This window comes from Streptomyces sp. NPDC042100 (genome assembly GCF_055582325.1).
In genome coordinates this window covers 293,955-318,729 of record NZ_JBVJDK010000010.1, presented here as the reverse complement: position 1 = coordinate 318,729, position 24,775 = coordinate 293,955, and the positions used below count along the sequence as shown (strand labels likewise).

Genomic DNA, 24,775 nt, shown 5'->3' with positions numbered 1-24,775 from the left:
ATCTAAACTCTCACTTTTTTTCCGCTTCCCCCCCCCCCCCCCCCCCCCCCGGGGGGGGGGGGGGGGGCCCCCCCCCCCCCCCCCCCGCTGCCGGGATGGGTCGCGCTCAGGCGTCGACCTTCTCCATGACCTCGTCGCTGACGTCGAAGTTGGCGAAGACGTTCTGCACGTCGTCGCTGTCCTCCAGCGCGTCGATCAGCTTGAACATCTTGCGCGCGCCGTCCTCGTCGAGCTCGACCTGCATGGTCGGGACGAAGCTGGACTCGGCCGAGTCGTAGTCGATGCCGGCCGCCTGGAGCGCGGAGCGGACCGCGACCAGGTCGGTGGCCTCGCTGATGACCTCGAAGGACTCGCCGAGGTCGTTGACCTCCTCGGCGCCCGCGTCAAGGACCGCGCCGAGGACGTCGTCCTCGGTCAGCTCGCCCTTGGGGAGCACGACGACGCCCTTGCGGTTGAACAGGTACGAGACGGAGCCCGGGTCGGCCATGGAGCCGCCGTTGCGGGTCATGGCGACGCGCACGTCGGAGGCGGCGCGGTTGCGGTTGTCGGTGAGGCACTCGATGAGCACCGCGACACCGTTCGGGCCGTAGCCCTCGTACATGATCGTCTCGTAGTCGGCGCCGCCGGCCTCAAGGCCCGCGGCACGCTTGATCGCCGAGTCGATGTTCTTGTTCGGAACGGACGCCTTCTTGGCCTTCTGGATGGCGTCGTAGAGCGTCGGGTTGCCCTCGGGGTCGGCACCGCCGGTGCGTCCCGCGACCTCGATGTTCTTGATCAGCTTCGCGAAGAGCTTGCCGCGCTTGGCATCGATCACGGCCTTCTTGTGCTTCGTCGTAGCCCATTTAGAGTGGCCGGACATCTGCCTGTCTCCTTCGCGTAACCCATTACTGAACGAACCCCAGAGATCCTACAAGGATCGTGTCACCCCTCGGCGCGCACCATCGCCACGAACAGCTCGTGGATCCGGTGGTCACCGGTCAGCTCGGGGTGGAACGAGGTCGCGAGGGCCCGCCCCTGCCGTACGGCGACGATGTGGCCGTCGTGCTCGGCGAGCACCTCGACGTCCGCGCCGACCGACTCGACCCACGGGGCGCGGATGAAGACGCCCTCGACGGGGGTGTCGATCCCCGCCACGGTCACGCCCGCCTCGAAGGACTCGTTCTGCCGCCCGAAGGCGTTGCGGCGCACGATCATGTCGATGCCGCCGAAGGTCTCCTGGCCCGAGCGCGGGTCGAGGATCTTGTCGGCGAGCATGATCAGGCCGGCGCAGGTGCCGTACACGGGCATGCCGCCCGCGATCCGCTCGCGCAGCGGCTCCATCAGGCCGAACAGCACGGCGAGCTTGGAGATGGTGGTGGACTCCCCGCCGGGGAGGACGAGACCGTCGACCTCGGCGAGCTCCTCGGGGCGCCTGACGGGCCTGGCCACGGCGTCCGCCGAGGCCAGGGCGATCAGGTGCTCCCGTACGTCGCCCTGGAGCGCCAGGACACCGATCACGGGAGTGCTCATGGGTGCTTACCAGCCCCGGTTCGCGTAGCGCTCGGCCTCGGGCAGGGTGTCGCAGTTGATGCCGACCATGGCCTCGCCCAGGTTGCGGGAGGCGTCCGCGATGACCTTCGGGTCGTCGTAGAAGGTGGTGGCCTTCACGATGGCGGCGGCGCGCTTGGCCGGGTCGCCCGACTTGAAGATGCCGGAGCCGACGAAGACGCCCTCGGCGCCGAGCTGGCGCATCAGCGCGGCGTCGGCCGGGGTGGCGACGCCACCGGCGGAGAACAGCACGACCGGCAGCTTGCCGAGCTCGGCGACCTCCTTGACGAGCTCGTACGGGGCGCGCAGCTCCTTGGCGGCGGCGTACAGCTCGTTGTTGTCGAAGCCGCGCAGCTTGGCGATCTCGTTCTTGATCTGGCGCAGGTGGCGGACGGCCTCGACGACGTTGCCGGTGCCGGCCTCGCCCTTGGAGCGGATCATGGCCGCGCCCTCGGCGATGCGGCGCAGGGCCTCGCCCAGGTTGGTGGCACCGCAGACGAAGGGGGTCGTGAAGGCCCACTTGTCGGAGTGGTTGACCTCGTCGGCCGGGGTGAGGACCTCGGACTCGTCGATGTAGTCGACGCCCAGCGACTGGAGGACCTGCGCCTCGACGAAGTGGCCGATGCGGGACTTGGCCATGACCGGGATGGAGACCGCGCCGATGATCTCCTCGATCATGTTCGGGTCGGACATCCGCGCGACGCCGCCGTCCTTGCGGATGTCGGCGGGGACCCGCTCCAGGGCCATGACGGCCACGGCGCCGGCGTCCTCGGCGATCTTCGCCTGCTCGGCGTTGACCACGTCCATGATCACGCCGCCCTTGAGCTGCTCGGCCATGCCGCGCTTGACGCGGGAGGTGCCGATCGCGTCGGCGGACTGCGGGGTGCTGGACATGGGTACCTCACTCGGTGACAACGGGGGTTGTTGACGAGACGAGGAAACCGGCCATCTAGGGGCCACAGCAAGGGCCAATGTGCAGCCGGTGGATCGTTTTCGCAGGTAACGAAGGCGCCAAGGGCTCAGGCGGGACGATCCGCAAGCGCCACGGGCGGCTCGTCATCCATTTCGAAGGCCAGCGGGAACGGGGCGTGGCCCGCCAGCCGGAACCAGCGCACCTTGCGGTGGCGGCGCAGCGCCCGCGCGGCCCGTACGGCGTCGTTGTGGAAGCGGCGCGCCATCGGCACCCGGCGCACGGCCGCGGCCAGCTCCCCGGCGGCCTCCTCTCCGCCGGGCGCCGCCCGCACCACCTCGACCTGCTCGGCCTCCCCGAACACGGCCCGCAGCGCCTGGCTGAGCTCGCTCTCGGCGACCTCCCGGTGGTCCTCCTCCGACTGCCGGGCCGCGTGCGCCGCCTCGTACAGCACGATCGACGCCGCCGGATCGAGCACCCCCGAGGTGGCGAGCTCCTGGGCGACCGAGGCCCGCCGCAGCAACTGCGCGTCGAGCGCGGCGCGCGCCGCGTCGATGCGGGTGTGCAGCCGGTCGAGCCGGCCGGCGGTCCAACTCAGGTAGACGCCGATCAGAATGAGCGCGGCGACGGTCCAGATCAGGGTTTCGGTCACGGGCGCACAGGCTACCGGGACGGCGGCAGCACCCCTTCCCAAACCTCCCGGTCATGGGCGAACAGGACACGCGCGGGCCGCCCCGCGCCGAGCTCCCCCAGCCGCCCGAGCCAGGGCCGCCAGGGCCGCCCGAACTCCGCCGCGACGTCGTACGCCTGCCCCGCGAGCACCGTCACCCGGTCCCCGTGGTCGAGCACCAGCGACTGGTGCCCGTCGACATGACCGGGCGTGGGCAGAAGCCGCACCCCGTCGGCGACCTCGTGCTCGCCGTCGACCTCCACGTACCGCACGCCGTCGAGCAGCGCGTCGATCGTGTACCCGCCGCCCCGGGCCGTGGCGAGCTCCCCCCGCTGCACGAGCACGGGCCGCCCGAGGGCCCGGTTGCCGCCGATGTGGTCGAAGTGCAGATGGCAGTTGACCACCAGGTCCACCGCGACGTCCAAGGCCCGCCGCACCGGCCGGTAGTGGGCATCGGTCTCGGCGGACCCCTCCCCCATCCCGCTGTCGAACAACAGGGACCCGCCCTCCCACCGCACCACATAGGCCAGCGAGGGCTCCACCCGCTCCCGGTCACCGCCCCACTCCTCGGCGGGCCGGACGAAGTACCCGAGATCGAGCGTCTCCACAGAGATCATCGCCCCACGCTCCCACGACGCACCGACGGCCGACAACGGCGGGGAGGCCCCCGGTGCCGGAGCGTGGCGGTGTCCGGACGTGTCGGCGCCCGGAGCGAGCGCAGCGCAGCGGAGGTCGCGGTCCGGACACCCCCACGCGGAGGTACCGGGGGCCGTCGCGGCACGACGCCGGTCACCACGGCCGACCGGCTGCGGAGCCGCGACGGAGCGGGCCCTACAGCCCCAGCCGCGCCCGCAGCCCCCCGCCGGCCCGCTCGTCCGTGGCCACCGAAGCCGCCCCGTCCGTCACCGTCTCGTACACGGCGAGGATGTCCGCCCCGACCGTCGACCAGTCGAACCGCCGCACGTGCGCGGACCCGCGCTCCCGCAGCTCCTCGCGCCGCGCCTCGTCGCCCAGCAGCCGGATCGCCTGCTCCGCGAGGTCGTCCGCGTCCTCGTTGGCGAAGAGCTGTCCCGCCCCGCCCTGGTCGAGGACCTGCGCGAAGGCGTCGAGGTCGGCGGCGAGCACGGGCGCGCCCGCCGACAGCGCCTCGACGAGGATGATGCCGAAGCTCTCGCCGCCCGTGTTGGGCGCCACGTACACGTCGACGCTGCGCAGCAGCCGCGCCTTGTCCTCGTCGCTGACCATGCCGAGGAACTCGACCCGCGAGCGCATCTCGCGCGGCAGCGAGGCCACGGCCTCCTCCTCGTCGCCGCGCCCGGCGACGAGCAGCCGCGTCCCGGGCCGGGCCGCGAGGATCTTCGGCAGGGCCCGCATCAGCACCGGAAGCCCCTTGCGCGGCTCGTCGATGCGCCCGATGAACCCGAGCGTGCCGCCCTGCCACTCCTTCTTCGGCTCCGCGCGGGCGAAGAAGTCGACGTCGACGCCGTTGGGGATGACGACGGCGTCGCCGCCGAGGTGCTCGACGAGGGTGCGCCGCGCGTACTCGCTCACGGCGATCCGCGCGCTGATCTTCTCCAGCGCCGGCTGGAGGATCGGATACGCGGCGATCATCGCGCGCGAGCGCGGGTTCGACGTGTGGAAGGTGGCCACGATCGGCCCCTGCGCCGCCCAGCAGGTGAGCAGCCCGAGCGAGGGCGAGGTGGGCTCGTGGATGTGCACGACGTCGAAGGTCCCGTCGTGCAGCCACCGCCGCACCCGGGCCGCCGACAGGAAGCCGAAGTTGAGCCGGGCCACGGAGCCGTTGTACGGCACGGGCACCGCGCGCCCGGCGGAGACGACGTACGGCGGCAGCGGCGTCTCGTCGTCGGCGGGCGCGAGCACGGAGACCTCGTGGCCGAGCCGGATGAGGTGCTCGGCGAGGTCGCGGATGTGGAACTGGACGCCGCCCGGCACGTCCCAGGAGTACGGGCAGACGATGCCGATCTTCACGCCGCCCGGTCCTCCCGCCGCTCCTCCAGGTCAGCGAGCCACAGCCGCTGCAGCATGTGCCAGTCCTCCGGGTGGTCCGCGATGCCCCCGGCGAAGACGTCCGCGAGGGCCTGTGTCATGGAGGACGTCTTCTCGGCCCGGGTACCTGACTCGGGCACGTCGACGGGTGCGTGGATCTGTCCGCGCATGACGTCGGTGTCGTCGTACCAGAGGGTCACGGGCAGCAGCAGCGCCCCCGTCTGCTGGGCGAGGATCGCGGGCCCCGCGGGCATCCGGACCGGCTCGCCGAAGAAGGAGACCTCGACGCCGGACGCCGACAGGTCGCGGTCGGCGACGAGGCAGACGAGCCCGCCGGCCCGCAGCCGCCGCGCCAGGGTCCCGAAGGCGGAGCCGCCGGTGTGCGGCAGCACCTCCATGCCGAGGGACTCGCGGTAGGCGACGAACCGGTCGAACAGCGACTCGGGCTTGAGCCGCTCGGCGACGGTGGTGAAGGGCACGCCGAGGGCGCGGGTGACCCAGACCCCGGCGAGGTCCCAGTTGCCCATGTGCGGCAGGGCGACGATGACGCCGTGCTTGGAGGCGAGGGCGTCCTTGAGGTGGTGGACGTCCTTGGGGTCGAAGCTGCCGGCGGCCCGCTCCTTGCTCCAGGCGGGGAGCCGGAACGACTCCATCCAGTAGCGCATGTACGAGCGCATCCCGGCCTGGGAGAGCTCCCGCAGGCGCTCCGGGGAGGCGTCGGGCACGACCCGCGCGAGGTTGGACTCCAGGCGCAGGACGCTCTTGCCGCGCCGCTTCCAGGCGAAGTCGGCGATCGTGCGCCCGAGGGCCTTGGCGACCGGCTCGGGCAGCTTCTTCACGGTGGCCCAGCCGAGCCCGTAGAGCCCGTCGGAGACGCGGTCCTTGAGACCGCTCTTCCCGGCGGTGGCGTCCCCGCTCATCCGGCCGCCTCGCTCCCGCGCGCGGCGGCGTCCGCCTCGGCGGCCTCCCGGCGGACCGTCACGACGCGCTGGCCCAGGGTGACCGCCGAGCCGACGGCCACGACCCACAGCGCGATGGGCAGCAGGACCTGCACGCCGGGCACCCCGAAGGCGTGCAGTCCGGCGAGTCCGGCGGCGACCAGCGAGATCACCAGGCGCTCGGCGCGCTCGACCAGGCCGTTCACGGCGACCGGCAGGCCGATCGCCTCTCCGCGCGCCTTGGTGTACGACACGACCTGGCCGCTCGCCAGGCAGAAGATCGCGACGGCGCACAGGACGTTGTCGTGGCCCCAGCCCGCGTAGTAGAGCGCGAAGCCGCCGAAGATGGCGCCGTCGGCCACCCGGTCGAGCGTGGAGTCGAGGAACGCGCCCCAGCGGCTGGAGATGCCCGCCTGGCGGGCCATGTTGCCGTCGACGAGGTCCGAGAAGACGAACAGCGTGATGACGATCGTGCCCCAGAAGAACTCCCCGCGCGGGAAGAAGACCAGCGCGCCGGCCACCACCCCGGCGGTACCGATGAGCGTCACGGCGTCGGGACTGACGCCCCGACGGAGCAGAAACGCGGCGAACGGTGTGAGGACACGCGTAAAAAAGGCACGCGCGTACTTGTTCAGCATGGCCTTCCCGAGGTTCGGTGGGCCGCGCGGCCCCTACGACCACCGGCTCACCCATCGTAGCCACGCGCGCCCCCTCGGGAGCGTCGGCACCCGCCCGCGGCGCCCGTGCCGCGGATTCCGCACGGTCGGCCCACCGCCCCGCCCGCCGCCCGGCCCGCCGGCGTACGACGTATGGACGCACCGTGACGTCGGTGCAAAGCTCGAAGGACGACCACGGGCACCCCTCTCACAGCCGGGAGGAAGACATCATGGGCGACAAGGCGAACGCGCACACCGGAGCCGCGGGCAGGGCCCCGACGGCCGACCGGCCCTCGGGCGTACGGAACGTGGTGCTGGTCGGCCACAGCGGATCGGGCAAGACGACCCTCGTCGAGGCCCTGGCCCAGACCGCCGGAGCGGTCAACCGGGCCGGGCGCGTCGAGGACGGCGGGACGGTCTCCGACCACGACGAGATCGAGCGGCGCCGCCAGCGCTCCGTACAGCTCTCCCTCGTCCCCCTCGCCTGGGGCGGGTACAAGATCAACCTCCTCGACACCCCCGGGTACGCCGACTTCGTCGGGGAGCTGAGGGCCGGTCTGCGCGCGGCGGACGCGGCCCTCTTCGTCGTCTCGGCGGCCCAGGAGGCCGACGCCGTCGCCGGGGCGACCCGCGCGGTCTGGGAGGAGTGCGCCGCCGTCGGGATGCCCCGGGCGATCGTGGTGACCCACCTGGACACCGCCCGCACCGACTTCGGACGGCTCACGGAGGTGTGCGCGGAGCTGTTCGGCGGCGACGACCCCGACGCCGTCCTCCCGCTCTACCTGCCCGTGCGGGGCCCCGAGGGCGCCGACGGGCACGCCCCGGTCACCGGCCTGGTGGGGCTGCTCACGGAGCGGATCTTCGACTACGCGACGGGCGAGCGCCGCGAGGACCCGCCCGACGAGGCGCAGCGCCCGGCGCTCGCCGAGGCCCGCGCCCGCCTGATCGAGGGGATCATCGCGGAGAGCGAGGACGAGACCCTGATGGACCGCTACCTCGGCGGCGCGGAGATCGAGCTGAAGACCCTCGTGGACGACCTGGAGAAGGCGGTCGCGCGGGGCACCTTCCACCCGGTGCTGGCCGCCGCCCCGGCGGCGGACGGCGGCCGGCAGGGGCTCGGCACGGTCGAGCTGCTCGACCTGGTCACGGGCGGCTTCCCCACCCCGCTGGAGCGCCCGGCGCCCCGGGTCACCACCCCGGAGGGCGCGCCGGGTCCGGCCCTGTCCTGCGACCCGGACGGGCCGCTGGTCGCCGAGGTGGTGAAGACCTCCTCGGATCCGTACGCGGGGCGGCTCTCGCTGGTCCGGGTCTTCTCCGGCACCCTGCGCCCGGACGAGACCGTGCACGTGTCGGGGCACGGGCTCGCCGACCGGGGCCACGAGGACCACGATCTCGACGAACGGATCGGCGCGCTGACCTCGCCCTTCGGCAGGCAGCAGCGGCCCGTCCCGCAGTGCGTCGCGGGCGATCTGGCCTGTGTGGGCCGGCTGGCGCGCGCGGAGACCGGCGACACGCTGTCCGCGAAGGACCTGCCGCTGCTGATGGAGCCGTGGGCGATGCCGGAGCCGCTGCTGCCGCTGGCGATCGAGGCGCACGGCAAGGCGGACGAGGACAAGCTGTCGCAGGGGCTGGCGCGGCTGGTGGCCGAGGACCCGACGATGCGGCTCGAACAGAACCGGGACACCCGCCAGCTCGTGCTGTGGTGCCTGGGCGAGGCGCACGCGGAGGTGGCCCTGGAGCGGCTGCGGGGCCGCTACGGCGTGCAGGTGGACACCGTTCCGCACCGGGTGGCGCTGCGGGAGACCTTCGGCGGGGCGGCGACCGGGCGCGGGCGGCACGTGAAGCAGTCCGGCGGGCACGGCCAGTACGCGGTCTGCGAGATCGAGGTGGAGCCGCTGCCGCCGGGCAGCGGGATCGAGTTCGTGGACAGGGTGGTCGGCGGCGCGGTGCCGAGGCAGTTCATCGCCTCCGTGGAGAAGGGGGTCCGGGCGCAGGCGGCGCGCGGGGTCGCCCTGGGCCATCCGCTGGTGGACGTCCGGGTCACCCTGCGCGACGGCAAGGCGCACGCGGTGGACTCCTCGGACGCGGCGTTCCAGACGGCGGGCGCGCTGGCCCTGCGGGAGGCGGCGGAGGAGGTGCCGATCCATCTCCTGGAGCCGGTCGCGGAGGTGTCGGTGCTGGTGCCGGACGCGTACGTGGGCCCGGTGATGGGCGACCTGTCGGGGCGGCGCGGCCGGGTGGTCGGCACCGAACCGGCGGGCACCGGGCGGACCTTGGTGCGGGCGGAGGTGCCGGAGATCGAGATCGGGCGGTACGCGGTGGACCTGCGCTCGGTCTCGCACGGCACGGGCAGCTTCGGCCGGGCGTACGCGCGGCACGAGGCGATGCCCCCGCAGGTGGCGGACAAGCTGCGCGAACAGGCGGATAAGGGGTAACACCTGACGGCCCCGTCCAGCCCCGCACGGCCCCGCCCGCCCGGGCACCGCCCCGCGCCGGCCCGCCGCGCCCCGAACGCCGCCCGCCCAACTCCCTCCGGGCGGACGGCATTCGGCCGCCTTCGTCCGGTCCGGTGACGCACGAGTCGCCGCCCGGTTACGCTGTGGTGCCCAGCTCAGAAGGTGTGCGGGGCGCGGCAGTTGGGAACAGCCCGCACAGGGACCGTGGTGATGGGGGCGGCAGTGACGATCGGCAGTTTCGGCATCGGGGCGCAGATTCCCCTGCAGGGCTCGGACGCGCAGACGGCGGCGACCGCCGCCCTCGCGTCCGCCGCGTACCGCGACAGCCCGGTCGGGGCGATCCTGGACGCCAACAGCGAGTGGCACAAGTCCGCCGTCAAGGAAGGCAAGTGGCACAAGCTCTTCCACCCCGACCTCGGCGAGGCGTTCTCCCGCGCCGTGCAGGTGCGGATGCTGGGCGGCGCCCGCAAGCCGCTCATCCAGTCCTTCGGCGCCGACCCGCAGCCCGTGGTGGAGCACTGCCTCGCCGCCAGCGGCATCCGCAGGCGGCGGGACGTGAAGCTCACCCTGGTCACCCTGGTGTGCGGGGTGCTGTTCCTGCCGGGGCTGCTGCTCTGGCTGGGCGTCATCCAGCTGCGCCGGATCGCCGCCGGCTCCGACAACCGCCGCACCAGCGCCATCGGGACGGCCGTGCTGGTCGCCGCCGGCGTCTTCGCCTTCCTGGTGCTCCTGAAGCTGCCCTTCGACGGCGTGCTGCCCAACTATCTGCGCGCCATGATCGTGGCCCCGGTGATCGGCTGGTACCTGGCCCGCCGGATCTGCGAGAACACCGCCGTGGACCTGCGCGAGCGCTGGACCGCGCTGCTCGGCGGCGGCGGCATCGGCGCCAAGATTCCCGAGGCGGTGCCCCAGGACCCGGGCGAGAAGACCGCCGAGGAGCTCCGGCAGAACCTGGAGAAGCTCTCCGCCGAGCAGCAGTCCAACGTCGTCTTCTACGCGGGCCCCAAGGGGATACTGGGCATGGGCACCCGCTGGGGCAGCTGGACCCTCGCCGAGGAGCTGGTCCCGAAGAACGGCAAGGAGATCCACGACTTCCGCGCCTGGGACGTGGTCCGCGAGATCCACACCCAGCTGACGCTGCTGGAGCGCGGCTCGCTGAAGACCGGCTTCCCCAAGCCGACCGTCAAGCACTGGATCGTCTCGCCGGTCGGCGAGGGCGCCGACGAGGTCGGCCGCCCCGAGGGCGAGAACATCGTCGCCTTCCAGGTGAAGCCGCACGAGATACAGCGCATCTGCAACGACCAGCAGTTCGGCAGCGGCAACCGCCACTACCTGGGCGTGCAGTTCACGCTCTGGGACGGGCAGCTGGTCCTCACCATGATGGTCACCGTGACCTCGCTGCACCACACCCTGCGCGTCGAGGTCACGGGCCACGCCCTCGGCCCGGTCCACGGCCTCTTCATGAGCAAGCCCAAGGCGAAGACGAAGGAGGTCTCCAAGACCGTCAGGTTCTGGGAGACCCGGGAGATCAAGCTGCCGCTGACCGGCACCGACGAGGTGGTCCGGCAGGCCGTCCGCGCCCCGCTGACCTGGTTCCCGCCGGTCCTGGACTTCCTCGGCGGCAAGCTGGTCCTGCCCGAGCCCTTCGGCCTGCGGCACTCCTGGGCGGGCGCGCCGTGGAAGAACCGCTTCATGGCCGACGACGCCATCCGCACCGCGACGCCCGTGCTGCGCGCGGTCCACGCCGCGACCATCAAGGTGCTCGACGACCACGGCGTCGACACCGAGCGCTTCACCAACCGCTCGCTGGCCCTCAGCGGCGGCATCCAGGACCCCGGCCCGAAGCGGGCCGACCAGTACGACGCGTAGCGGGACGTCCGGTCCCCGGCCGGGCGGGCGCCCGGCCGGGGACCGGCCCGTGATCAGGCCCCGGCCGACCAGGCGTCGGCCAGCATCCTCCGGGTGTCGGCGAGGAGCTGCGGCAGCACCTTCGTGTGCCCGACGACCGGCATGAAGTTGGTGTCGCCGCCCCAGCGGGGCACGACGTGCTGGTGCAGATGGGCGGCGATGCCGGCGCCCGCGACCGAGCCCTGGTTCATGCCGATGTTGAAGCCGTGCGCGCCGGACGCGGCACGCAGCGCGGCCATGGCCCGCTTGGTGAACTCGGCGAGCTCCGCGGTCTCCGCCGCGTCGAGGTCGGTGTAGTCGGCGACGTGCCGGTACGGGACGACCATCAGGTGCCCGCCGTTGTACGGGTAGAGGTTGAGGACCGCGTACACGCTCTCGCCGCGCGCGATCACCAGACCGTCCTCGTCCGACTTCGCGGGGATCGAACAGAAGGGACAGCCGTCCTCGGCGCCCGGTCCGCTCGGCTTGTTCTCCCCCTGGATGTAGGCCATCCGGTGGGGCGTCCACAGGCGCTGGAACGCGTCCTGCGTCCCCACTCCGATCTGCTGCTCCGGCTCAGTCGTCATGCTGTGCAGCATATTGCTTCGCCCGTTCGGATCGTGTCGCCGGGGCGCGGGATCCGTCCAGGGGCCATGCTGAACCGATGAGAGACAGGCCGCCGGTACCGCCCGCCCAGGAGCGCTGGGACAGCCGGATGGAGACCCCGCTCACGGTGATGGCCCTGGTCTACCTCGCCGGTTACGCGGTGCGGATCCTCGGCCACCACCTGCCGGGGCCGGTGAAGGACCTCTGTCTCGCGCTGACCTTCGCCGCCTGGGCGGTCTTCCTCGTCGACTACGTGGTGCGGGTCCGGCTGAGCGGCACCGGGGTACTGCGCTTCGTGCGCCACCACCTGCTCGACACGGTGGTCGTGGTCCTGCCCCTGCTGCGCCCGCTGCGGATCGTCAGCGTCTACGACCGGGTGCAGCGCCGCCGCGACAAGCCGCGCCTGAGCCTGTACGCCCGGGTCATGGCGTACGCGGGGATGACGGCGGGGCTGCTGGGCTTCGCGGGGGCGCTGACCGTCTACCACTTCGAGTACGCCGCCCCGGACGCCTCGATCCGCACCTTCGGCGACGCGGTGTGGCTGACCTGCGCGACGCTGGCGACGGTCGGCTACGGGGACGTGACCCCGGTGACCCCGATGGGCCGGCTGACGGCGGTGGGGCTGATGGGCGTGGGCCTGGCCCTGCTGGGGGCGGTGACGGGCTCCTTCTCGTCCTGGCTGATCCAGGCGTTCACCCGGGAGGACGAGAAGGGGCCCCCGGGGAGTACCCCGGGGGCCCCTTAGCCCGCCTCGGCGTCCTCGGATCAGACCTGGACGCGGCTCTCGACGACCTCGACGAGCTTGGCCAGCGCCTGGTCGCGCGGGACTCCGTTCTCCTGCGAACCGTCGCGGTAGCGGAACGAGACCGTGCCCGCCGCCATGTCCTCGTCACCAACGATGATCATGAACGGCACCTTCTGGCGCTGCTGGTTGCGGATCTTCTTCTGCATACGGTCGGAGGACGCGTCCACCTCGACCCGCAGGCCCTTCCTCTTCGCCTCGGCGGCGAACTCCTGCAGGTACTCGATGTGCGCGTCGCCGATCGGGATGCCGACCGCCTGCACCGGGGCCAGCCACGGCGGCATGGCGCCCGCGTAGTGCTCCAGGAGCACAGCGAAGAACCGCTCGATGGAGCCGAACAGCGCACGGTGGATCATGACCGGGCGCTGGCGGGAGCCGTCCGGCGCGGTGTACTCCAGGTTGAAGCGCTCCGGCAGGTTGAAGTCCAGCTGCACGGTCGACATCTGCCAGGTCCGGCCGATGGCGTCGCGCGCCTGCACCGAGATCTTCGGGCCGTAGAACGCGGCACCGCCCGGGTCGGGGGTGAGCGGCAGGCCCTGCTTCTCGGCGACCTGCTGGAGGACCGCGGTGGCCTCCTCCCAGACCTCGTCGGAGCCGACGAACTTCTCCGGGTCCTTGGTGGACAGCTCCAGGTAGAAGTCGGTCAGACCGTAGTCGCGCAGCAGGTTGAGCACGAAGGTGAGGGTCCGGTCGAGCTCCTCGGCCATCTGCTCGCGGGTGCAGTAGATGTGCGCGTCGTCCTGGGTGAAGCCCCGGGCCCGGGTCAGACCGTGCACGACGCCGGACTTCTCGTACCGGTACACGGTGCCGAACTCGAACAGGCGCAGCGGCAGCTCACGGTAGGAGCGCCCGCGCGCGTCGAAGATCAGGTTGTGCATCGGGCAGTTCATGGGCTTGAGGTAGTAGTCGGTACCACCGTCGAGCTGCATCGGCGGGTACATGCCCTCCGCGTACCAGTCCAGGTGACCGCTCTTCTCGAAGAGGGCGCCCTTGGTGGCGTGCGGGGAGTAGACGAACTCGTAGCCCTCCTCCTCGTGCCGGCGGCGCGAGTAGTCCTCCATGACCCGGCGGATGATGCCGCCCTTGGGGTGGAAGACGGCGAGGCCGGAGCCGATCTCGTCCGGGATGGAGAACAGGTCCAGCTCGTTGCCGAGCTTGCGGTGGTCGCGCTTCTCGGCCTCCGCGAGGAAGTCGAGGTGGGCCTTCAGCTCCTCCTTCGACGGCCACGCGGTGCCGTAGATGCGCTGGAGCATGGGGTTCTTCTCGCTGCCGCGCCAGTAGGCGGCGGCGTTGCGCATCAGCTTGAACGCCGGGATGTTCCGGGTGGTCGGCAGGTGGGGACCGCGGCACAGGTCCTTCCAGCACAGCTCGCCGGTCTTGGCGTCCAGGTTGTCGTAGATGGTCAGCTCGCCGCCGCCCACCTCGACGTTCGCCCCGTCGTCGGTCGACGCGGAGCCCTTGATGCCGATGAGCTCCAGCTTGTACGGCTCGGCGGCGAGCTCCTCGCGGGCGGCCTCGTCGGTGACCACGCGGCGGGAGAAGCGCTGGCCGCGCTTCTGGATCTCCTGCATCTTCTTCTCGATGACCTTGAGGTCCTCGGGAGTGAAGGGCTTCTCGACGTCGAAGTCGTAGTAGAAACCGTCCCGGACCGGCGGGCCGATGCCCAGCTTGGCCTCGGGGAAGAGCTCCTGCACGGCCTGGGCCATGACGTGCGCGGTGGAGTGGCGCAGGATGTCGAGACCGTCCGGCGAGGAGATCTCCACCCCCTCGACGACATCGCCGTCGGCGAGCTCGTACGCCAGGTCCTTCAGCTCGCCCGCGACCCGGGCGGCGATCACGGTGCGGTCGTCGGCGAACAGGGCGCCGGCCGTGGTGCCCGCGCTCACCGCCCTCTCCTCTGCTCCCGAGGCGGACTGGACGGTCACACGGACTTCAGACACGAAACGCTCCATACATAGGGGCGCTGGCAGACACGAGGTGCCGGCGCCGGCGGTGCGCGGCAGAGACGAGGTGCCGCGCAGGACCCCGATCCTACCGGGACCCGCGTCCCCGGCCCCTCCGCATTTCCCGCCGCCCGGCGTCCTGGCCCAGGTCAGCCGCGCCCCCCTTGAGCCCGGAGGCCCTCAGCCGTCCCCGCCGCAGCCCTCCCCGCCGTCCCCGAAGAGGTCGTCCTCCTCGCCACCGAGCGTCTCCCGGGTCTCCCCCGTCGACTTCATCAGGCGCTCCCGCACCGCCTCGTCCACCCGCACCGGGACCACCCCGCTCGGGTCGACGAGCCGCCGGAAGCCACCTCGGCTCTCCAGCCGGCCCGCCACCCGGATCGGCAGCCCGACCAGATGGGCGTGCCCGGCGGTCCGGTAGGCGTCCTCGTCGAGGCCGACCCGGACGTGCCGCACGTCCGCCCCGGCCAGCACCCGCAGCCGCACGGTGCCCTCGCCGTGCGGGCCGGAGCGGCGCATCCGGACCACGCTGCCGGTGATCCGCACCGGTACGGAGGGCTCGTCGGCCAGATAGCGCGCGCCGGCCGCGCGCAGCGCGGGCAGGTCGCCGGGCGAGAACTCGACGGGCTCCGGCCGGACGGCGCAGCCGGCCGGGGTGCCGGCCGCCGGGGACCAGGCCAGCACGATCCCGGCGCCTTCGGTCCCCCGCACCAGCGCCACCAGGGCCTCGGTGAGCTCCCGGCTCACCCCGGCCTCGACGGCGGAGTCGAAGGCCTCCATGCCGCCGGTCGCCCGCTGGTAGTCCACGGCCTCCCGGGCCGCGTACAGCGCGTGGTAGAGCCGCGTGGCGACGGCCCGGCCGGCGTCCACGGGCAGGAAGGCGGTGAGCCCGCCGCCGGGGGTGCCGTGGACGACGACCTCGTCCAGCGCGGCCTCGGCCCGCCGCCGGTGCCGCGCCCCGTGGTAGCCGGCCCGGGCCCGCACGGCGAGGGCGCCGGCCAGCAGCGTCGCGCGCGCGGCGGAGCGCAGCCGCTCCTCCACCGGCCAGGGCACGGCCCCGGTCGGCCCCGGCGGCACATCGCGCCACCAGCGGATCTCGTCGCCGGGGGCGGCGAGCCCGGTCAGCACCTCACGGGCCGAGGGCGAGCCGCTGCGGGCGAGCGCGGTCAGCGCCTCGCCGACCAGGTCCTCGCAGTCCGGGAAGGCCCGGCTCTCCGGCAGCAACAGGCTGGTGCCCCGGGAGCCGGTCTCGGGTCCGGGCGGCGCCCAGCGGGTGTAGCGGCCGTTGGCGCCGCCGTGCCGCCGCCAGCCGTGCCGGGCGAGCAGCGCGCCGAGCACCCTCGGGTCCACCGCGCCGGGGTCGGGTTCGTCGATCGGCCGCATCAGGGACTCCCTCCCACGCCGACCCGGGCCATGATCTCGCAGAGCGCCCGGTCGTCGAAGATCCGCGTCGTCGGGACGCGCACGGTGGTCCTGCGCCGTCCCGTGACCGGGTGACCGGCCAGGTTGATCCAGTAGCAGCAGTGCCGCAGGTCCAGCCGGTCGTGGCCGGCCCGCAGCCAGTCCTCCCGGTCGCGCGGCACGAGCATCACGACCAGGATCTTGTGCACGGCCACGGGGGTCCGGGCCAGCTTCACCACGTGCTCGTTGTCCAGGGTGAAGGAGAACGCCGGGGACCCGCCAGGGGTCCGCGGCGGCAGTTGGTAGGTGCACTTGAGCTGCACCTTGATGGTCACCTCGTCGTCGACCGTGTGCCCGGGGGCGCCGTGGCTCACGTGCCAGTCGATGCCGTTGTCCGGGAACGGCTGCGACAGCGAGCAGCCCGCCGCCGCCGCGACCGCGTGGAGGTACCCCACCTGGAGGGTCTCCATGCAGGCGGTGGTGGCGAGCGAACCGCGCAGCGGTGCCGCCTCCCGAGCCGGCGGCCCTCCCCATTCGGGCTGGGCGATCGCCATGTCGAAATCCCTTCCCCGTCAGCTCTGTTGTGACCGGTTTGCGTACGGTGCAAACAGCCCGGGTATCACCGTTTCGGGCAGGGGGTTGGCCATCTGCCGCGCACGTGCGAGGAGTTCGGGGATGACGACGCACTGGTTCGATGGGCCCCTGGCCGCATTCGACACGGAGACCACGGGAGTCGACGTCGAGGAGGACCGGATCGTGTCCGCCGCCCTCGTCGTCCAGGACGCCGCCGGGATGCGGCCGAGGGTGACCCGCTGGCTGGTGAATCCCGGCATCCCGGTGCCCGCGGCGGCCACCGCCGTGCACGGGCTGACGGACGATCACCTCCAGCGCAACGGGCGCTGGCCCTCGCCGGTGGTCGAGGAGCTGGGCCGCGCGATAGCCGAGCAGACCGCGGCGGGGCGGCCCCTGGTGGTGATGAACGCCCCCTTCGACCTGACCATCCTGGACCGGGAGCTGCGCCGGCACCGCGCCTCCTCGCTCGGCACCTACATGGACGGCGTCCCGCTCTGCGTGCTGGACCCCCGGGTCCTCGACAAGCACCTGGACCGCTACCGCAAGGGCCGCCGGACGCTGACGGATCTGTGCGAGCAGTACGGGGTGGTGCTGGACGGCGCCCACGACGCGGCGGCGGACGCCTCGGCGGCGCTGGAGGTCGTACGGTCGGTGGGGCGGCGCTTCGCCTCCCGGCTCGAACGCCTGTCGCCGCCCGAGCTGCACACCCTGCAGGCGGTGTGGCACGCGGCCCAGGCGCGGGGACTGCAGGCGTGGTTCACCCGGCAGGGCACCCCGGAGACGGTCGACCCGGCGTGGCCGCTGCGCCCGGAGCTGCGGACGGCGGCGTAGCTTCGCCGCGACGGGCTCCGGAAAAGGCTGAGGCCGGTCCGTCTGCTGACGGACCGGCCTCTCCCGGTGGGCGATACTGGGATCGAACCAGTGACCCCTTCGGTGTGAACGAAGTGCTCTCCCGCTGAGCTAATCGCCCGGGAACGGGTTGAACCATACAGGGCTTTCGGGGTCTCGTTCAAACCGCGCGCAGCAGCGCCGCCAGTCCGCGCCGTCCGCCGCGCATCATCAGCGCGTGGTTGGCGCGGAAGACGGGCCGCGCGGGGACGGCGAGCGCGCGCATCAGCGGGGCCCGGACCTCCACCTCCTGCTCGTACAGCGCCCGGGTGCCGGCCCCGTCCGGCAGCAGCGTCCAGCGGGCCCAGCCGACCAGGTCGCCGCCGAGCGCGGCCTCCAGGACCCGGGCGCCGGGGTCGCGCCGCCGCGCCTCGGCGGTGACGACGAGGTCGTACGGGAGGAGGGAGCGGAAGCGGGCGGTGCCGGAGCGCTCGTCGAGCGGGACGACCTCGCGCACCTGCGGCCACCAGCGGGGGTACTCCTCGGCCCGTTCCAGCACGGCGTAGACGGCGTCGGGCGGGGCGGCGAGGCGCCAGACGCTGCGGAAGCGGTAGCGGCACCAGTCCATGTCTCCAGTGTGGGCTACTCAGGGGCGGATCTGAGTAGCCGCACCCATCCCCGCGCCCGGGCCCCGGCCGCACACTCCGGCTATGGACTCCTCCCTGCCTCCCGCGGAAGAGCTGGTGCTCCTCGACCGCGAACTGGCCCGACTCGACGCCCACCGGGCCCGGTTGCTGGCGCGCCGGGACTGGCTGCTGCGGGTGCTGTACACCCCCGTGGCCGCCGCTCCCCCGGCGGCGCCGCGCCCCGAGGCGAGCCCGCGCGGCGCGCAGAACGTGCTGCTGACCCTCGGCGGCGTGCTGCTGACCGTCGCCGCCGTCGCCTTCACCCTGGTCAGCTGGGGCTCGATGGGCATCGGCGGCCGGGCGGCCGTGCTGGGCGCCGTGACCTCGGCGGCACTCCTCGCGCCGGTGGCGCTGCTGCGCAAGGGGCTGCGCTCCACGGCGGAGTCGGTGGCGGCCCTCGGCCTGGCGCTGACCCTGCTCGACGCGTACGCCCTGCACCGGGCGGCGCTCCCGGAGACCGGCGTGCTCGCCTACACGGCGATCGCGGCGGGCGTCCTGGCCGGCGGCTGGGCCGGGTACGGGGCCGCCCTGCCCCGGCTGCGGATCCCGCTGCCGGCGGCGGTGGCGGCGGCCCAACTGCCGCTGCCCCTCGGGGCGCTGGCCCTGGACGGCGGACCGCTCTCACTGGCCTGGGCGGCCCTCGCCACGGCCGTCCTCGACCTGGCGCCGGCCCGGCGCACCTCGCCGGCCCCGGTCCGGATCACCGCGCTGGTCACGGCGGGCGTGCTGGGCGGGGCGGCGCTGGTGACGGGCCTCGTCCTGTCGGCCGGGACGCCGCTGCGCGCGGCCCCGCTGCTGCTGGCCTGCGCGGCCGTCCTGCTGTACGCGGCGGTCCGCACCGCTCCGGCGGCCGTGCCCGCCACGGGGCTCGCGGGCCTCGCGGGCCTCGCCCTGACCGCCGCGGCCGGCGGGCTCCTGCGGGAGGCGCTCCCGCCGGGCGGGTGGACGGTGCCGGGGTACGCGGTGTGCGCGGTGCTCCTCGCGACGGCCGCGCCGCGGCTGCCGCGCGTGCCCGAGGCGCTGCGGCGCGGTCTCGCCGGTGCCGGTGGCCTGGTCCTCGCGCAGGCGCTGACGTGGGCGCTGCCGCCGACGGCGGCGGGGCTGCTGGCGCCGCTGGCCCGCACCACCGCTCCGTGGTCGGGCGAGCACGCCGGCCCGGTCCTCGCGGGCTATCCGGCGACCGCACCGCTGGTCGTGCTGCTCGCGGCCGCCGCGCTGGCGGCCCTCCCCCGCCCGTGGGCCCGGAGCGGCGCGCTCGTGCTGGCCTGGGCGCTGCTCACCGGACTGCCGGTGGCTCCGGGGCTGCCGTACCCGGCGACGCTCGCGCTGACGCTCCTGACCGCCGCCGCGGCGCTGACGGCGGCGGTGCGCCCGGCGCTCCTGGTCCGCGGCCTGCCCGGGCCGGGCGCCGGGCCGACGGGGACCGTGGCGTGGCTCGGCCTCGGCCTCGGGCTTGCCTCCGCGCTCTCGGCGGTCGCCCTGGGCCTGGACACGCGGGCGGCGACGTTCACGGTGCTCGGCGTGGCCCTGGCGCTGCTCGCCGGGGTGGCGGCGCTCGGAGCGGGGACCGTGCGGCTCGTCGGCGCCTGCGGGGCGGTGCTCGCGGCGGCCGGGCTGGTCGGCGCGGGCGCGGCGGCGGCGCAGGCGGCTCCCGCGACGGCCGGCCTGCTGCTGCTGGCCGTGCCCGCGGGGACGGCCGGCCTGGGCGCGTGGCTGCGCCGCCGGCCGGTGGCGGTGGCAGTGGAGGCCACCGGCGCCGCGGTGGGCCTCGGCGCGCTCGGCCTCACGGCGGGCCGTCCCGCGCTCCTCGCGCTCGCGCTGGCCCTCGGCGGGGTGCTGGCGGCGGCGACGGCGGTGCGCCCGGAGCGGCGTCCGGCGGCCTCCTGGACCGCGGCCGGGCTGTTCCTCGCGGCGTCCTGGGTGCGGCTGGCGGCCTGGGAGGTGACGGCTCCGGAGGCGTACACGCTGCCGGTGACGGTCCCGGCCCTCGCGGTGGGCGTGCTGCGGCGGCGCCGGGACCCGGAGGCCTCGTCCTGGACGGCGTACGGTCCCGGGCTCGCCGTGACGCTGCTGCCGAGCCTGATGGCGGCGTGGACGGACCCGGGGTGGACCCGCCCGCTGCTGCTGGGGCTCGGGGCGCTGGCGGTGACGCTGCTGGGCGCCCGGTTCCGGCTCCAGGCGCTGCTGCTGCTCGGCGGCACCGTGCTGGCCCTGGACGGGCTGCACGAGCTGGCGCCGTACGTGGCGCAGGTGGCGGGGGCGCTGCCGCGCTGGCTGCCGCCGGCCCTGGCGGGTCTGCTGCTGCTGGCGGTGGGGGCGACGTACGAGCAGCGGCTGCGGGACGCCCGGAGGCTGCGGGAGCGGCTGGGACGGATGCGCTGAGTCCCGGGCGTTCCCCGGGCCGGCCCGGGGAACGCCGAAGGCCCGGAGACGGTGATCGTCTCCGGGCCTTCGGGCCGGGTGGTGGGCGATACTGGGATCGAACCAGTGACCCCTTCGGTGTGAACGAAGTGCTCTCCCGCTGAGCTAATCGCCCCGGCGCACCGCAAACATTACCCCATGTCAGCGGTGGTCCCGCACCATCCGTGGGTCACTCGTCGATCTTCCACGGCATGACGAAGCCGAACTTCCAGAGGTAGATGCCGCAGAGCACGGCGACGATCACCAGGCCGACCGTGGTGAGGATGATGTTCCGGCGCCGGACCTTCGGGTCGAGGGCGCGCTGGGCCGCCTCGGTGACCTTGCGCTTGGTCCAGCGCAGGACGAGCTGCGCCCAGACGAACTCGGTCGCCCAGATCGCCATGCCGGCGAAGATCACCAGCCAGCCAGGGCCGGGCAGGACCAGCATCAGGACACCGGCGCCGACGACGGCGAGGCCGACGACGAAGACGCCGACCTGCCAGCTCAGGTGCAGGGACCGGCGGGCCTTGATGAAGGCGGGCGCCCGGGAGCCCAGCTCGGACTCGGCCGCCTTGCCCCCGCCGTCCGTCCCCTCGGACCTCCCGGACCCCCCGGGCCCGTCGGATCCCTCGACCCCGGGCCCCTCCGGCACACGTTCCCCGTTCACGGCGGACTCCCCCGTGCGCTCGTCACTCTCCGCGTTCATGGCCCCAACCTACCGGACCGCCCGACCCGGCCGGAATGGCGGTATTACCCAAAGTTACACGCGTCCATACGAGCTACCTGAACGATCACAAAACAGACAGAGGGGTTTACAACGGCACCGTAGGTGGCATGTCGATTTCGCCGACGTGCGAATCCCCGAGCGCACACTGAGCGAAAGGCCCTGGCGCTTATGAACACCACGGTCAGCTGCGAGCTGCACCTGCGCCTCGTTGTGTCGAGCGAGTCCTCACTGCCTGTACCCGCGGGCCTGCGGTATGACACGGCCGATCCGTATGCCGTGCACGCCACCTTCCACACCGGAGCCGAGGAGACGGTCGAGTGGGTCTTCGCCCGCGACCTTCTCGCCGAGGGGCTGCACCGGCCCACCGGCACGGGCGACGTCCGGGTCTGGCCGTCCCGTAGCCATGGCCAGGGAGTCGTCTGCATCGCGTTGAGCTCTCCCGAGGGCGAAGCCCTGCTCGAGGCCCCGGCGAGGGCCCTGGAGTCGTTCCTGAAGCGGACCGACGCCGCGGTGCCACCGGGCACCGAGCACCGGCACTTCGATCTCGACACGGAGCTCTCCCACATCCTGGCGGACAGCTGAGCCAGGCCGAGAGCCGCACGGCGCCGTCCGACTCGGGGAGACGGCGCCGCGCGGGCAGTCGCATACGCAGGGCATCGGCGCCCCGCACCACGCAGCCGGCGTGGCGCGGGGCGCCGATGCCCGTTTCCGGGTCGCGCTAGAGTCAGCGCAATTCGCGGGCGCCCGCCCGCAGCCGGCCAGGGAGCGAAGCGTGCTCATCCCCCACGACACCCGGATCGCGCTCGACACCGTCGTCGATCTGATGAACACCGCCCCCCAGGGCGACCGCGAGGACGAACTGGCCGACATCCCGGCGCTGCGGAGCTTCGTCCGCGACCACAAGATCAGCGACGTGGGCGAGCTGGGAGCCGGGGACCTGCGGGCCGTGCGCGAGGTGCGCGACCGCTTCACCTCCGTCTTCTCCGCGCCGGACGCCCGGATCGCGGCCTCCCTGATCAACCAGCTGGTGGCCTCCGCGGGCACGACGCCGCAGCTCACCGACCACGACGGCTACGACTGGCACGTCCACTACTTCGCGCCGGGCGCCACCGTCTCCGACCACCTGGCCGCCGACTGCGGCATGGCGCTCGCCTTCATCGTCGTGGCCGGCGAGCAGGAGCGGCTGCGCCGCTGCGAGGCACCGGACTGCGGCCGGGCCTTCGTCGACCTCTCCCGCAACCGCTCCCGCCGCTACTGCGACAGCCGGACCTGCGGCAACCGCCTCCATGTCGCGGCCTACCGGGCCCGCCGCAAGGAGGCCGCGGGCTGAGCCCGGCCGCACCCGGCCGCGGCGCCCGCCTCACAGCAGGTAGAGATCGTGCAGGGCGGCCATCAGCAGCAGGGCTCCGATGACCGCGAGGAAGATCATCAGCGGTGGCTGGGAGAGCGCGAAGAGGCAGCCGCGCGGCTCGTCCGGGGCGCTCGCCGGGGGCGTGGGGGCGGGGGCGGTGTCCCGCGAGGTATCCAGCATCGGGGGGATGATCGCGCACGGCGGCCCCCAAGATCGCGTAAAACGCCCCGCGGCGGCGCGCGTTCACTCCATCCCGTGGCGGCGGGGGTCGAGAAGCGCCGGGAACGACCAGAAGCGGTCAGCTCACCGTCTGATCCCGGTCATATTCGGATCCCGCCCCGGGGCGCGCGCGGCCCCGGCCCGGACCCCCGGCCCGGACGGCCGCCGCCTCGGCGCACCGGCCAGGCCGCCCGTCATATGCCGTGCTTCTTCAGGATCGCCTCGATGTCGCTGAAGTCCTCCTCGGGCGCCTTCGCCGCCTTGGCGGGCTGCGGCTGCGGAGCCGCCGCCGCGCGCCGGCCGCCGCCGAGCGAGGGGGCGGACGCCTGCGGGGCGACGGCCCTCGGGGGCTCCCCCGCGCCGGTCTCCGCGCGCCCGGCCCGCCGCCGCTCGACCGCCCGCGTGGTCGAGAACAACAGCCAGGCGCCTCCGAGCACCCCGAACCCGGCCCAGGCCGTCGGGCTGAACGCGGTGCTCGCGAACCAGCCCACGGCACCGGTCATCACCAGGCCCAGCGGCACCAGCGCGTAGGCGGCGATCCGGGCCGCCGACACGAACCGCTTGCGGTACGCCGCGACCGCGGCGATGCCGAGGCCCGCCACGGACACCGCGGAGCAGATGGTCTCGGCGAGCATGTGTTCCTCCAGGTCCCGGCCGATACGTCCCTTCCATCCTGCACTGCCGGGGGCCCTCCCGGCCATGCCCCGGGTCCCGGATCAGGGAGATCTCCGGGTCGTCCCCCAGAAAGGGGCGGATGGGAGACTCTTCCCATGAGTGAGTCCACCACCCCCGCCTCCCCCGTCGTCCTGGAGGCCTGGTTCGACCTGCAGTGCCCCGACTGCTTCACGGCGCTCGACGACGTGCGGGCGCTGCGCGAGAAGTACGGCGACCGCCTCGACGTACGGCTGCGGCACTTCCCGCTGGCCAAGCACAAGCACGCCTACGCCGCCGCCCAGGCCGCCGAAGAGGCCACCGACCAGGGCAAGGGCTGGGAGTACGCCGAGGCGCTGCTCGCCAGGACCGAGGAGCTGGGCGAGCGCGGCGAGCCGGTCCTGCTGGAGACCGCGGCCGGACTCGGCCTGGACGCGGAGGAGTTCGACACCGCCCTGATCGACGGCCGGCACCTGCTGACGGTCGACGCCGACGAGGCCGAGGGCAAGGCGATCAAGATCACCGGCACCCCGACCTACGTCATCGACGGCGAGCGGCTCGACGGCGGCCAGAGCCAGGACGGCCTGCGCGAGCGCGTCGAGGAGATCGCCGACCGCCTCCTGAAGGACTGAGCCCCGCTCCCGAACGCTCCCTAATGCAGCGTCTTGGCGCTGTTGACGTGGGTCGTGCGGTAGCCCAGCGACTCGTAGAGCCGGATCGCCGGGGTGTTGCCCGCGAAGACGTGCAGTCCGAGCAGGCGCTCCCCGGCCGCCAGCGAGAGGCGCTCCGCCAGCAGCATCAGCCCTCGGCCGTGCCCCTCGCCCCGGTGCCCCTCGGCGACCTCGATCTCGAAGACGTACGCGGCGCGCTCGCCGCGTTCCAGCTCGATCCCGCCGGTCCACAGGTATCCCAGGACCTCGCCGTCGCGCACCGCGACGACCACCGAGACGCCCGGCGTCGCCAGGCCCTGCGGCAGGAACCTGCGGCGGCTGTCCTCGGCCTTGGCCAGGGCCAGCTCCTCCGGCATCCCCCGGTCGATCCAGCTCTGCGCGAAGCCCGCGAGGGAACGCGCCTGCCACTCCTCGAACTCCGGCTCGGTGACCGGCCGGAACGCGAAGCCGCGCGGCAGCTCCGGCATCCCGGCGTCGAGGTCCTTGACCATGTTGCGGCTGCGCTCGGTGTACCCGAGCGCGTCCGCCATCCGCCGCGCGGGCGCCGCCCCGGCCGGCACCGAGATCCGGACCTCGCCGCAGCCCCAGCCGCGCAGCACCTCCTCGGAGGCGAGCGCCGCCACCGTCCCCCGGCCCCTGCCGCGGTCCGGATCGTCGACCCGGAGGTCCTCGATCACGCCCACGGCGCCTCGGAAGGCGGCGTCGGTGGCCAGCCGGACGGAGCCGACCCGGCGGCTGTTCACGCAGATGTCGTAGCCGCGCGAACGGCCGCCGTCGGCGGACTGCTGGAGCGGCTCGGACGGCCGCAGGGTGGTGGTCATCACGGCATTTCTACCCACCGGACGCCCGCCCGTCATCCCGTCGGGCGC

General features: G+C 73.6%; 25 protein-coding genes and 2 tRNA genes. 8 read left to right on the top strand and 19 right to left on the bottom strand.

Going from position 1 to position 24,775, the window contains the following annotated elements:
• Window positions 1-106: 106 nt before the first annotated feature.
• From ACZ6J5_RS24125 to pgsA, 8 genes are all read right to left on the bottom strand, one after another.
• A complete protein-coding gene (locus ACZ6J5_RS24125; protein WP_469394729.1) occupies window positions 107-859 on the bottom strand; it encodes a YebC/PmpR family DNA-binding transcriptional regulator in 753 nt (250 codons plus the stop codon).
• Window positions 860-921: 62 nt separating this feature from the next.
• The gene (gene pdxT / locus ACZ6J5_RS24120) at window positions 922-1,509 is read right to left on the bottom strand and encodes a pyridoxal 5'-phosphate synthase glutaminase subunit PdxT (protein WP_469394727.1); all 588 of its coding nucleotides are present in this window, start codon (window positions 1,507-1,509) and stop codon (window positions 922-924) included.
• A gap of 6 nt (window positions 1,510-1,515) precedes the next feature.
• Window positions 1,516-2,421, bottom strand: coding sequence for a pyridoxal 5'-phosphate synthase lyase subunit PdxS (gene pdxS / locus ACZ6J5_RS24115; protein WP_046907504.1), 906 nt, complete (start codon window positions 2,419-2,421; stop codon window positions 1,516-1,518).
• A gap of 125 nt (window positions 2,422-2,546) precedes the next feature.
• On the bottom strand, window positions 2,547-3,089 hold the full coding sequence (locus ACZ6J5_RS24110) for a LemA family protein (protein WP_469394724.1): 543 nt from the start codon (window positions 3,087-3,089) through the stop codon (window positions 2,547-2,549).
• A gap of 11 nt (window positions 3,090-3,100) precedes the next feature.
• Window positions 3,101-3,724: an MBL fold metallo-hydrolase gene (locus ACZ6J5_RS24105; protein WP_469394722.1), complete on the bottom strand. Its 624-nt coding sequence runs from the start codon at window positions 3,722-3,724 to the stop codon at window positions 3,101-3,103.
• A gap of 214 nt (window positions 3,725-3,938) precedes the next feature.
• A complete protein-coding gene (locus ACZ6J5_RS24100) occupies window positions 3,939-5,096 on the bottom strand; it encodes a glycosyltransferase family 4 protein (protein WP_469394720.1) in 1,158 nt (385 codons plus the stop codon).
• Window positions 5,093-6,034 carry a phosphatidylinositol mannoside acyltransferase gene (locus ACZ6J5_RS24095; protein WP_469394718.1) on the bottom strand — a complete coding sequence of 314 codons (942 nt, stop codon included), beginning with the start codon at window positions 6,032-6,034 and terminating at the stop codon, window positions 5,093-5,095. Before ACZ6J5_RS24095 ends, ACZ6J5_RS24100 begins: the two co-directional genes overlap by 4 nt.
• A complete protein-coding gene (pgsA, locus tag ACZ6J5_RS24090; RefSeq protein WP_469394716.1) occupies window positions 6,031-6,690 on the bottom strand; it encodes a phosphatidylinositol phosphate synthase in 660 nt (219 codons plus the stop codon). The genes ACZ6J5_RS24095 and pgsA overlap by 4 nt, the downstream gene beginning before the upstream one ends.
• A 248-nt stretch (window positions 6,691-6,938) precedes the next feature.
• On the opposite strand from pgsA, the gene ACZ6J5_RS24085 reads away from it, so the two are divergent.
• Complete coding sequence (locus tag ACZ6J5_RS24085) at window positions 6,939-9,143, top strand: elongation factor G-like protein EF-G2 (protein WP_469394714.1); 2,205 nt, start codon at window positions 6,939-6,941, stop codon at window positions 9,141-9,143.
• 231 nt (window positions 9,144-9,374) lie between these two features.
• Complete coding sequence (locus ACZ6J5_RS24080) at window positions 9,375-11,033, top strand: hypothetical protein (protein WP_469394712.1); 1,659 nt, start codon at window positions 9,375-9,377, stop codon at window positions 11,031-11,033.
• 53 nt (window positions 11,034-11,086) lie between these two features.
• Here ACZ6J5_RS24080 and ACZ6J5_RS24075 read toward each other — a convergent pair whose 3' ends face one another.
• Window positions 11,087-11,650, bottom strand: coding sequence for an HIT family protein (locus ACZ6J5_RS24075; protein WP_469394711.1), 564 nt, complete (start codon window positions 11,648-11,650; stop codon window positions 11,087-11,089).
• Window positions 11,651-11,715: 65 nt separating this feature from the next.
• Here ACZ6J5_RS24075 and ACZ6J5_RS24070 point away from each other — a divergent pair, with 65 nt between their 5' ends.
• On the top strand, window positions 11,716-12,402 hold the full coding sequence (locus ACZ6J5_RS24070) for a potassium channel family protein (protein WP_469394709.1): 687 nt from the start codon (window positions 11,716-11,718) through the stop codon (window positions 12,400-12,402).
• A 20-nt stretch (window positions 12,403-12,422) separates the two neighbouring features.
• Here ACZ6J5_RS24070 and thrS read toward each other — a convergent pair whose 3' ends face one another.
• The 3 genes from thrS to ACZ6J5_RS24055 all read right to left on the bottom strand — a co-directional run bounded on the left by thrS (window position 12,423) and on the right by ACZ6J5_RS24055 (window position 16,354).
• Entirely contained in the window at window positions 12,423-14,399 is a 1,977-nt protein-coding gene (gene thrS, locus ACZ6J5_RS24065; protein ID WP_469394707.1) for a threonine--tRNA ligase, read from the bottom strand.
• 183 nt (window positions 14,400-14,582) lie between these two features.
• Window positions 14,583-15,782: a serine/threonine-protein kinase gene (locus ACZ6J5_RS24060; protein WP_469394705.1), complete on the bottom strand. Its 1,200-nt coding sequence runs from the start codon at window positions 15,780-15,782 to the stop codon at window positions 14,583-14,585.
• Window positions 15,782-16,354, bottom strand: a complete 573-nt coding sequence (locus ACZ6J5_RS24055; protein WP_469394704.1) for a DUF4365 domain-containing protein — start codon at window positions 16,352-16,354, stop codon at window positions 15,782-15,784. Before ACZ6J5_RS24055 ends, ACZ6J5_RS24060 begins: the two co-directional genes overlap by 1 nt.
• A gap of 121 nt (window positions 16,355-16,475) precedes the next feature.
• Between ACZ6J5_RS24055 and ACZ6J5_RS24050 the strand changes: the two genes are divergently transcribed.
• Complete coding sequence (locus ACZ6J5_RS24050; protein ID WP_469394702.1) at window positions 16,476-17,204, top strand: exonuclease domain-containing protein; 729 nt, start codon at window positions 16,476-16,478, stop codon at window positions 17,202-17,204.
• 67 nt (window positions 17,205-17,271) lie between these two features.
• On the opposite strand, the gene ACZ6J5_RS24045 is transcribed toward ACZ6J5_RS24050, so the two are convergent.
• A tRNA-Val gene (locus ACZ6J5_RS24045) sits at window positions 17,272-17,343 on the bottom strand.
• 39 nt (window positions 17,344-17,382) lie between these two features.
• Window positions 17,383-17,829, bottom strand: coding sequence for an SRPBCC family protein (locus tag ACZ6J5_RS24040; protein ID WP_469394700.1), 447 nt, complete (start codon window positions 17,827-17,829; stop codon window positions 17,383-17,385).
• Window positions 17,830-17,911: 82 nt separating this feature from the next.
• Between ACZ6J5_RS24040 and ACZ6J5_RS24035 the strand changes: the two genes are divergently transcribed.
• Entirely contained in the window at window positions 17,912-20,269 is a 2,358-nt protein-coding gene (locus ACZ6J5_RS24035) for an SCO7613 C-terminal domain-containing membrane protein (RefSeq protein WP_469394698.1), read from the top strand.
• 79 nt (window positions 20,270-20,348) lie between these two features.
• On the opposite strand, the gene ACZ6J5_RS24030 is transcribed toward ACZ6J5_RS24035, so the two are convergent.
• Together ACZ6J5_RS24030 and ACZ6J5_RS24025 are read right to left on the bottom strand one after the other, a co-directional pair.
• Window positions 20,349-20,423, bottom strand: a tRNA-Val gene (locus ACZ6J5_RS24030).
• Between the two features lie 54 nt (window positions 20,424-20,477).
• Window positions 20,478-20,993, bottom strand: a complete 516-nt coding sequence (locus ACZ6J5_RS24025) for a TIGR02611 family protein (RefSeq protein WP_469394696.1) — start codon at window positions 20,991-20,993, stop codon at window positions 20,478-20,480.
• A 189-nt stretch (window positions 20,994-21,182) separates the two neighbouring features.
• On the opposite strand from ACZ6J5_RS24025, the gene ACZ6J5_RS24020 reads away from it, so the two are divergent.
• Both ACZ6J5_RS24020 and ACZ6J5_RS24015 read left to right on the top strand, forming a co-directional pair.
• Entirely contained in the window at window positions 21,183-21,596 is a 414-nt protein-coding gene (locus ACZ6J5_RS24020) for an SsgA family sporulation/cell division regulator (protein WP_015032345.1), read from the top strand.
• A gap of 190 nt (window positions 21,597-21,786) precedes the next feature.
• Window positions 21,787-22,344, top strand: coding sequence for a CGNR zinc finger domain-containing protein (locus ACZ6J5_RS24015; RefSeq protein WP_469394694.1), 558 nt, complete (start codon window positions 21,787-21,789; stop codon window positions 22,342-22,344).
• A 30-nt stretch (window positions 22,345-22,374) separates the two neighbouring features.
• On the opposite strand, the gene ACZ6J5_RS24010 is transcribed toward ACZ6J5_RS24015, so the two are convergent.
• Both ACZ6J5_RS24010 and ACZ6J5_RS24005 read right to left on the bottom strand, forming a co-directional pair.
• On the bottom strand, window positions 22,375-22,545 hold the full coding sequence (locus ACZ6J5_RS24010) for a hypothetical protein (protein ID WP_469394691.1): 171 nt from the start codon (window positions 22,543-22,545) through the stop codon (window positions 22,375-22,377).
• 233 nt (window positions 22,546-22,778) lie between these two features.
• The gene (locus ACZ6J5_RS24005; protein WP_469394689.1) at window positions 22,779-23,219 is read right to left on the bottom strand and encodes a hypothetical protein; all 441 of its coding nucleotides are present in this window, start codon (window positions 23,217-23,219) and stop codon (window positions 22,779-22,781) included.
• Between the two features lie 135 nt (window positions 23,220-23,354).
• Between ACZ6J5_RS24005 and ACZ6J5_RS24000 the strand changes: the two genes are divergently transcribed.
• Window positions 23,355-23,867 (top strand): DsbA family protein, encoded by a 513-nt coding sequence (locus tag ACZ6J5_RS24000; RefSeq protein ID WP_469394687.1) that lies wholly within the window; start codon window positions 23,355-23,357, stop codon window positions 23,865-23,867.
• 20 nt (window positions 23,868-23,887) lie between these two features.
• Here ACZ6J5_RS24000 and ACZ6J5_RS23995 read toward each other — a convergent pair whose 3' ends face one another.
• Window positions 23,888-24,727, bottom strand: a complete 840-nt coding sequence (locus ACZ6J5_RS23995) for a GNAT family N-acetyltransferase (protein WP_469394685.1) — start codon at window positions 24,725-24,727, stop codon at window positions 23,888-23,890.
• Window positions 24,728-24,775: the final 48 nt, after the last annotated feature.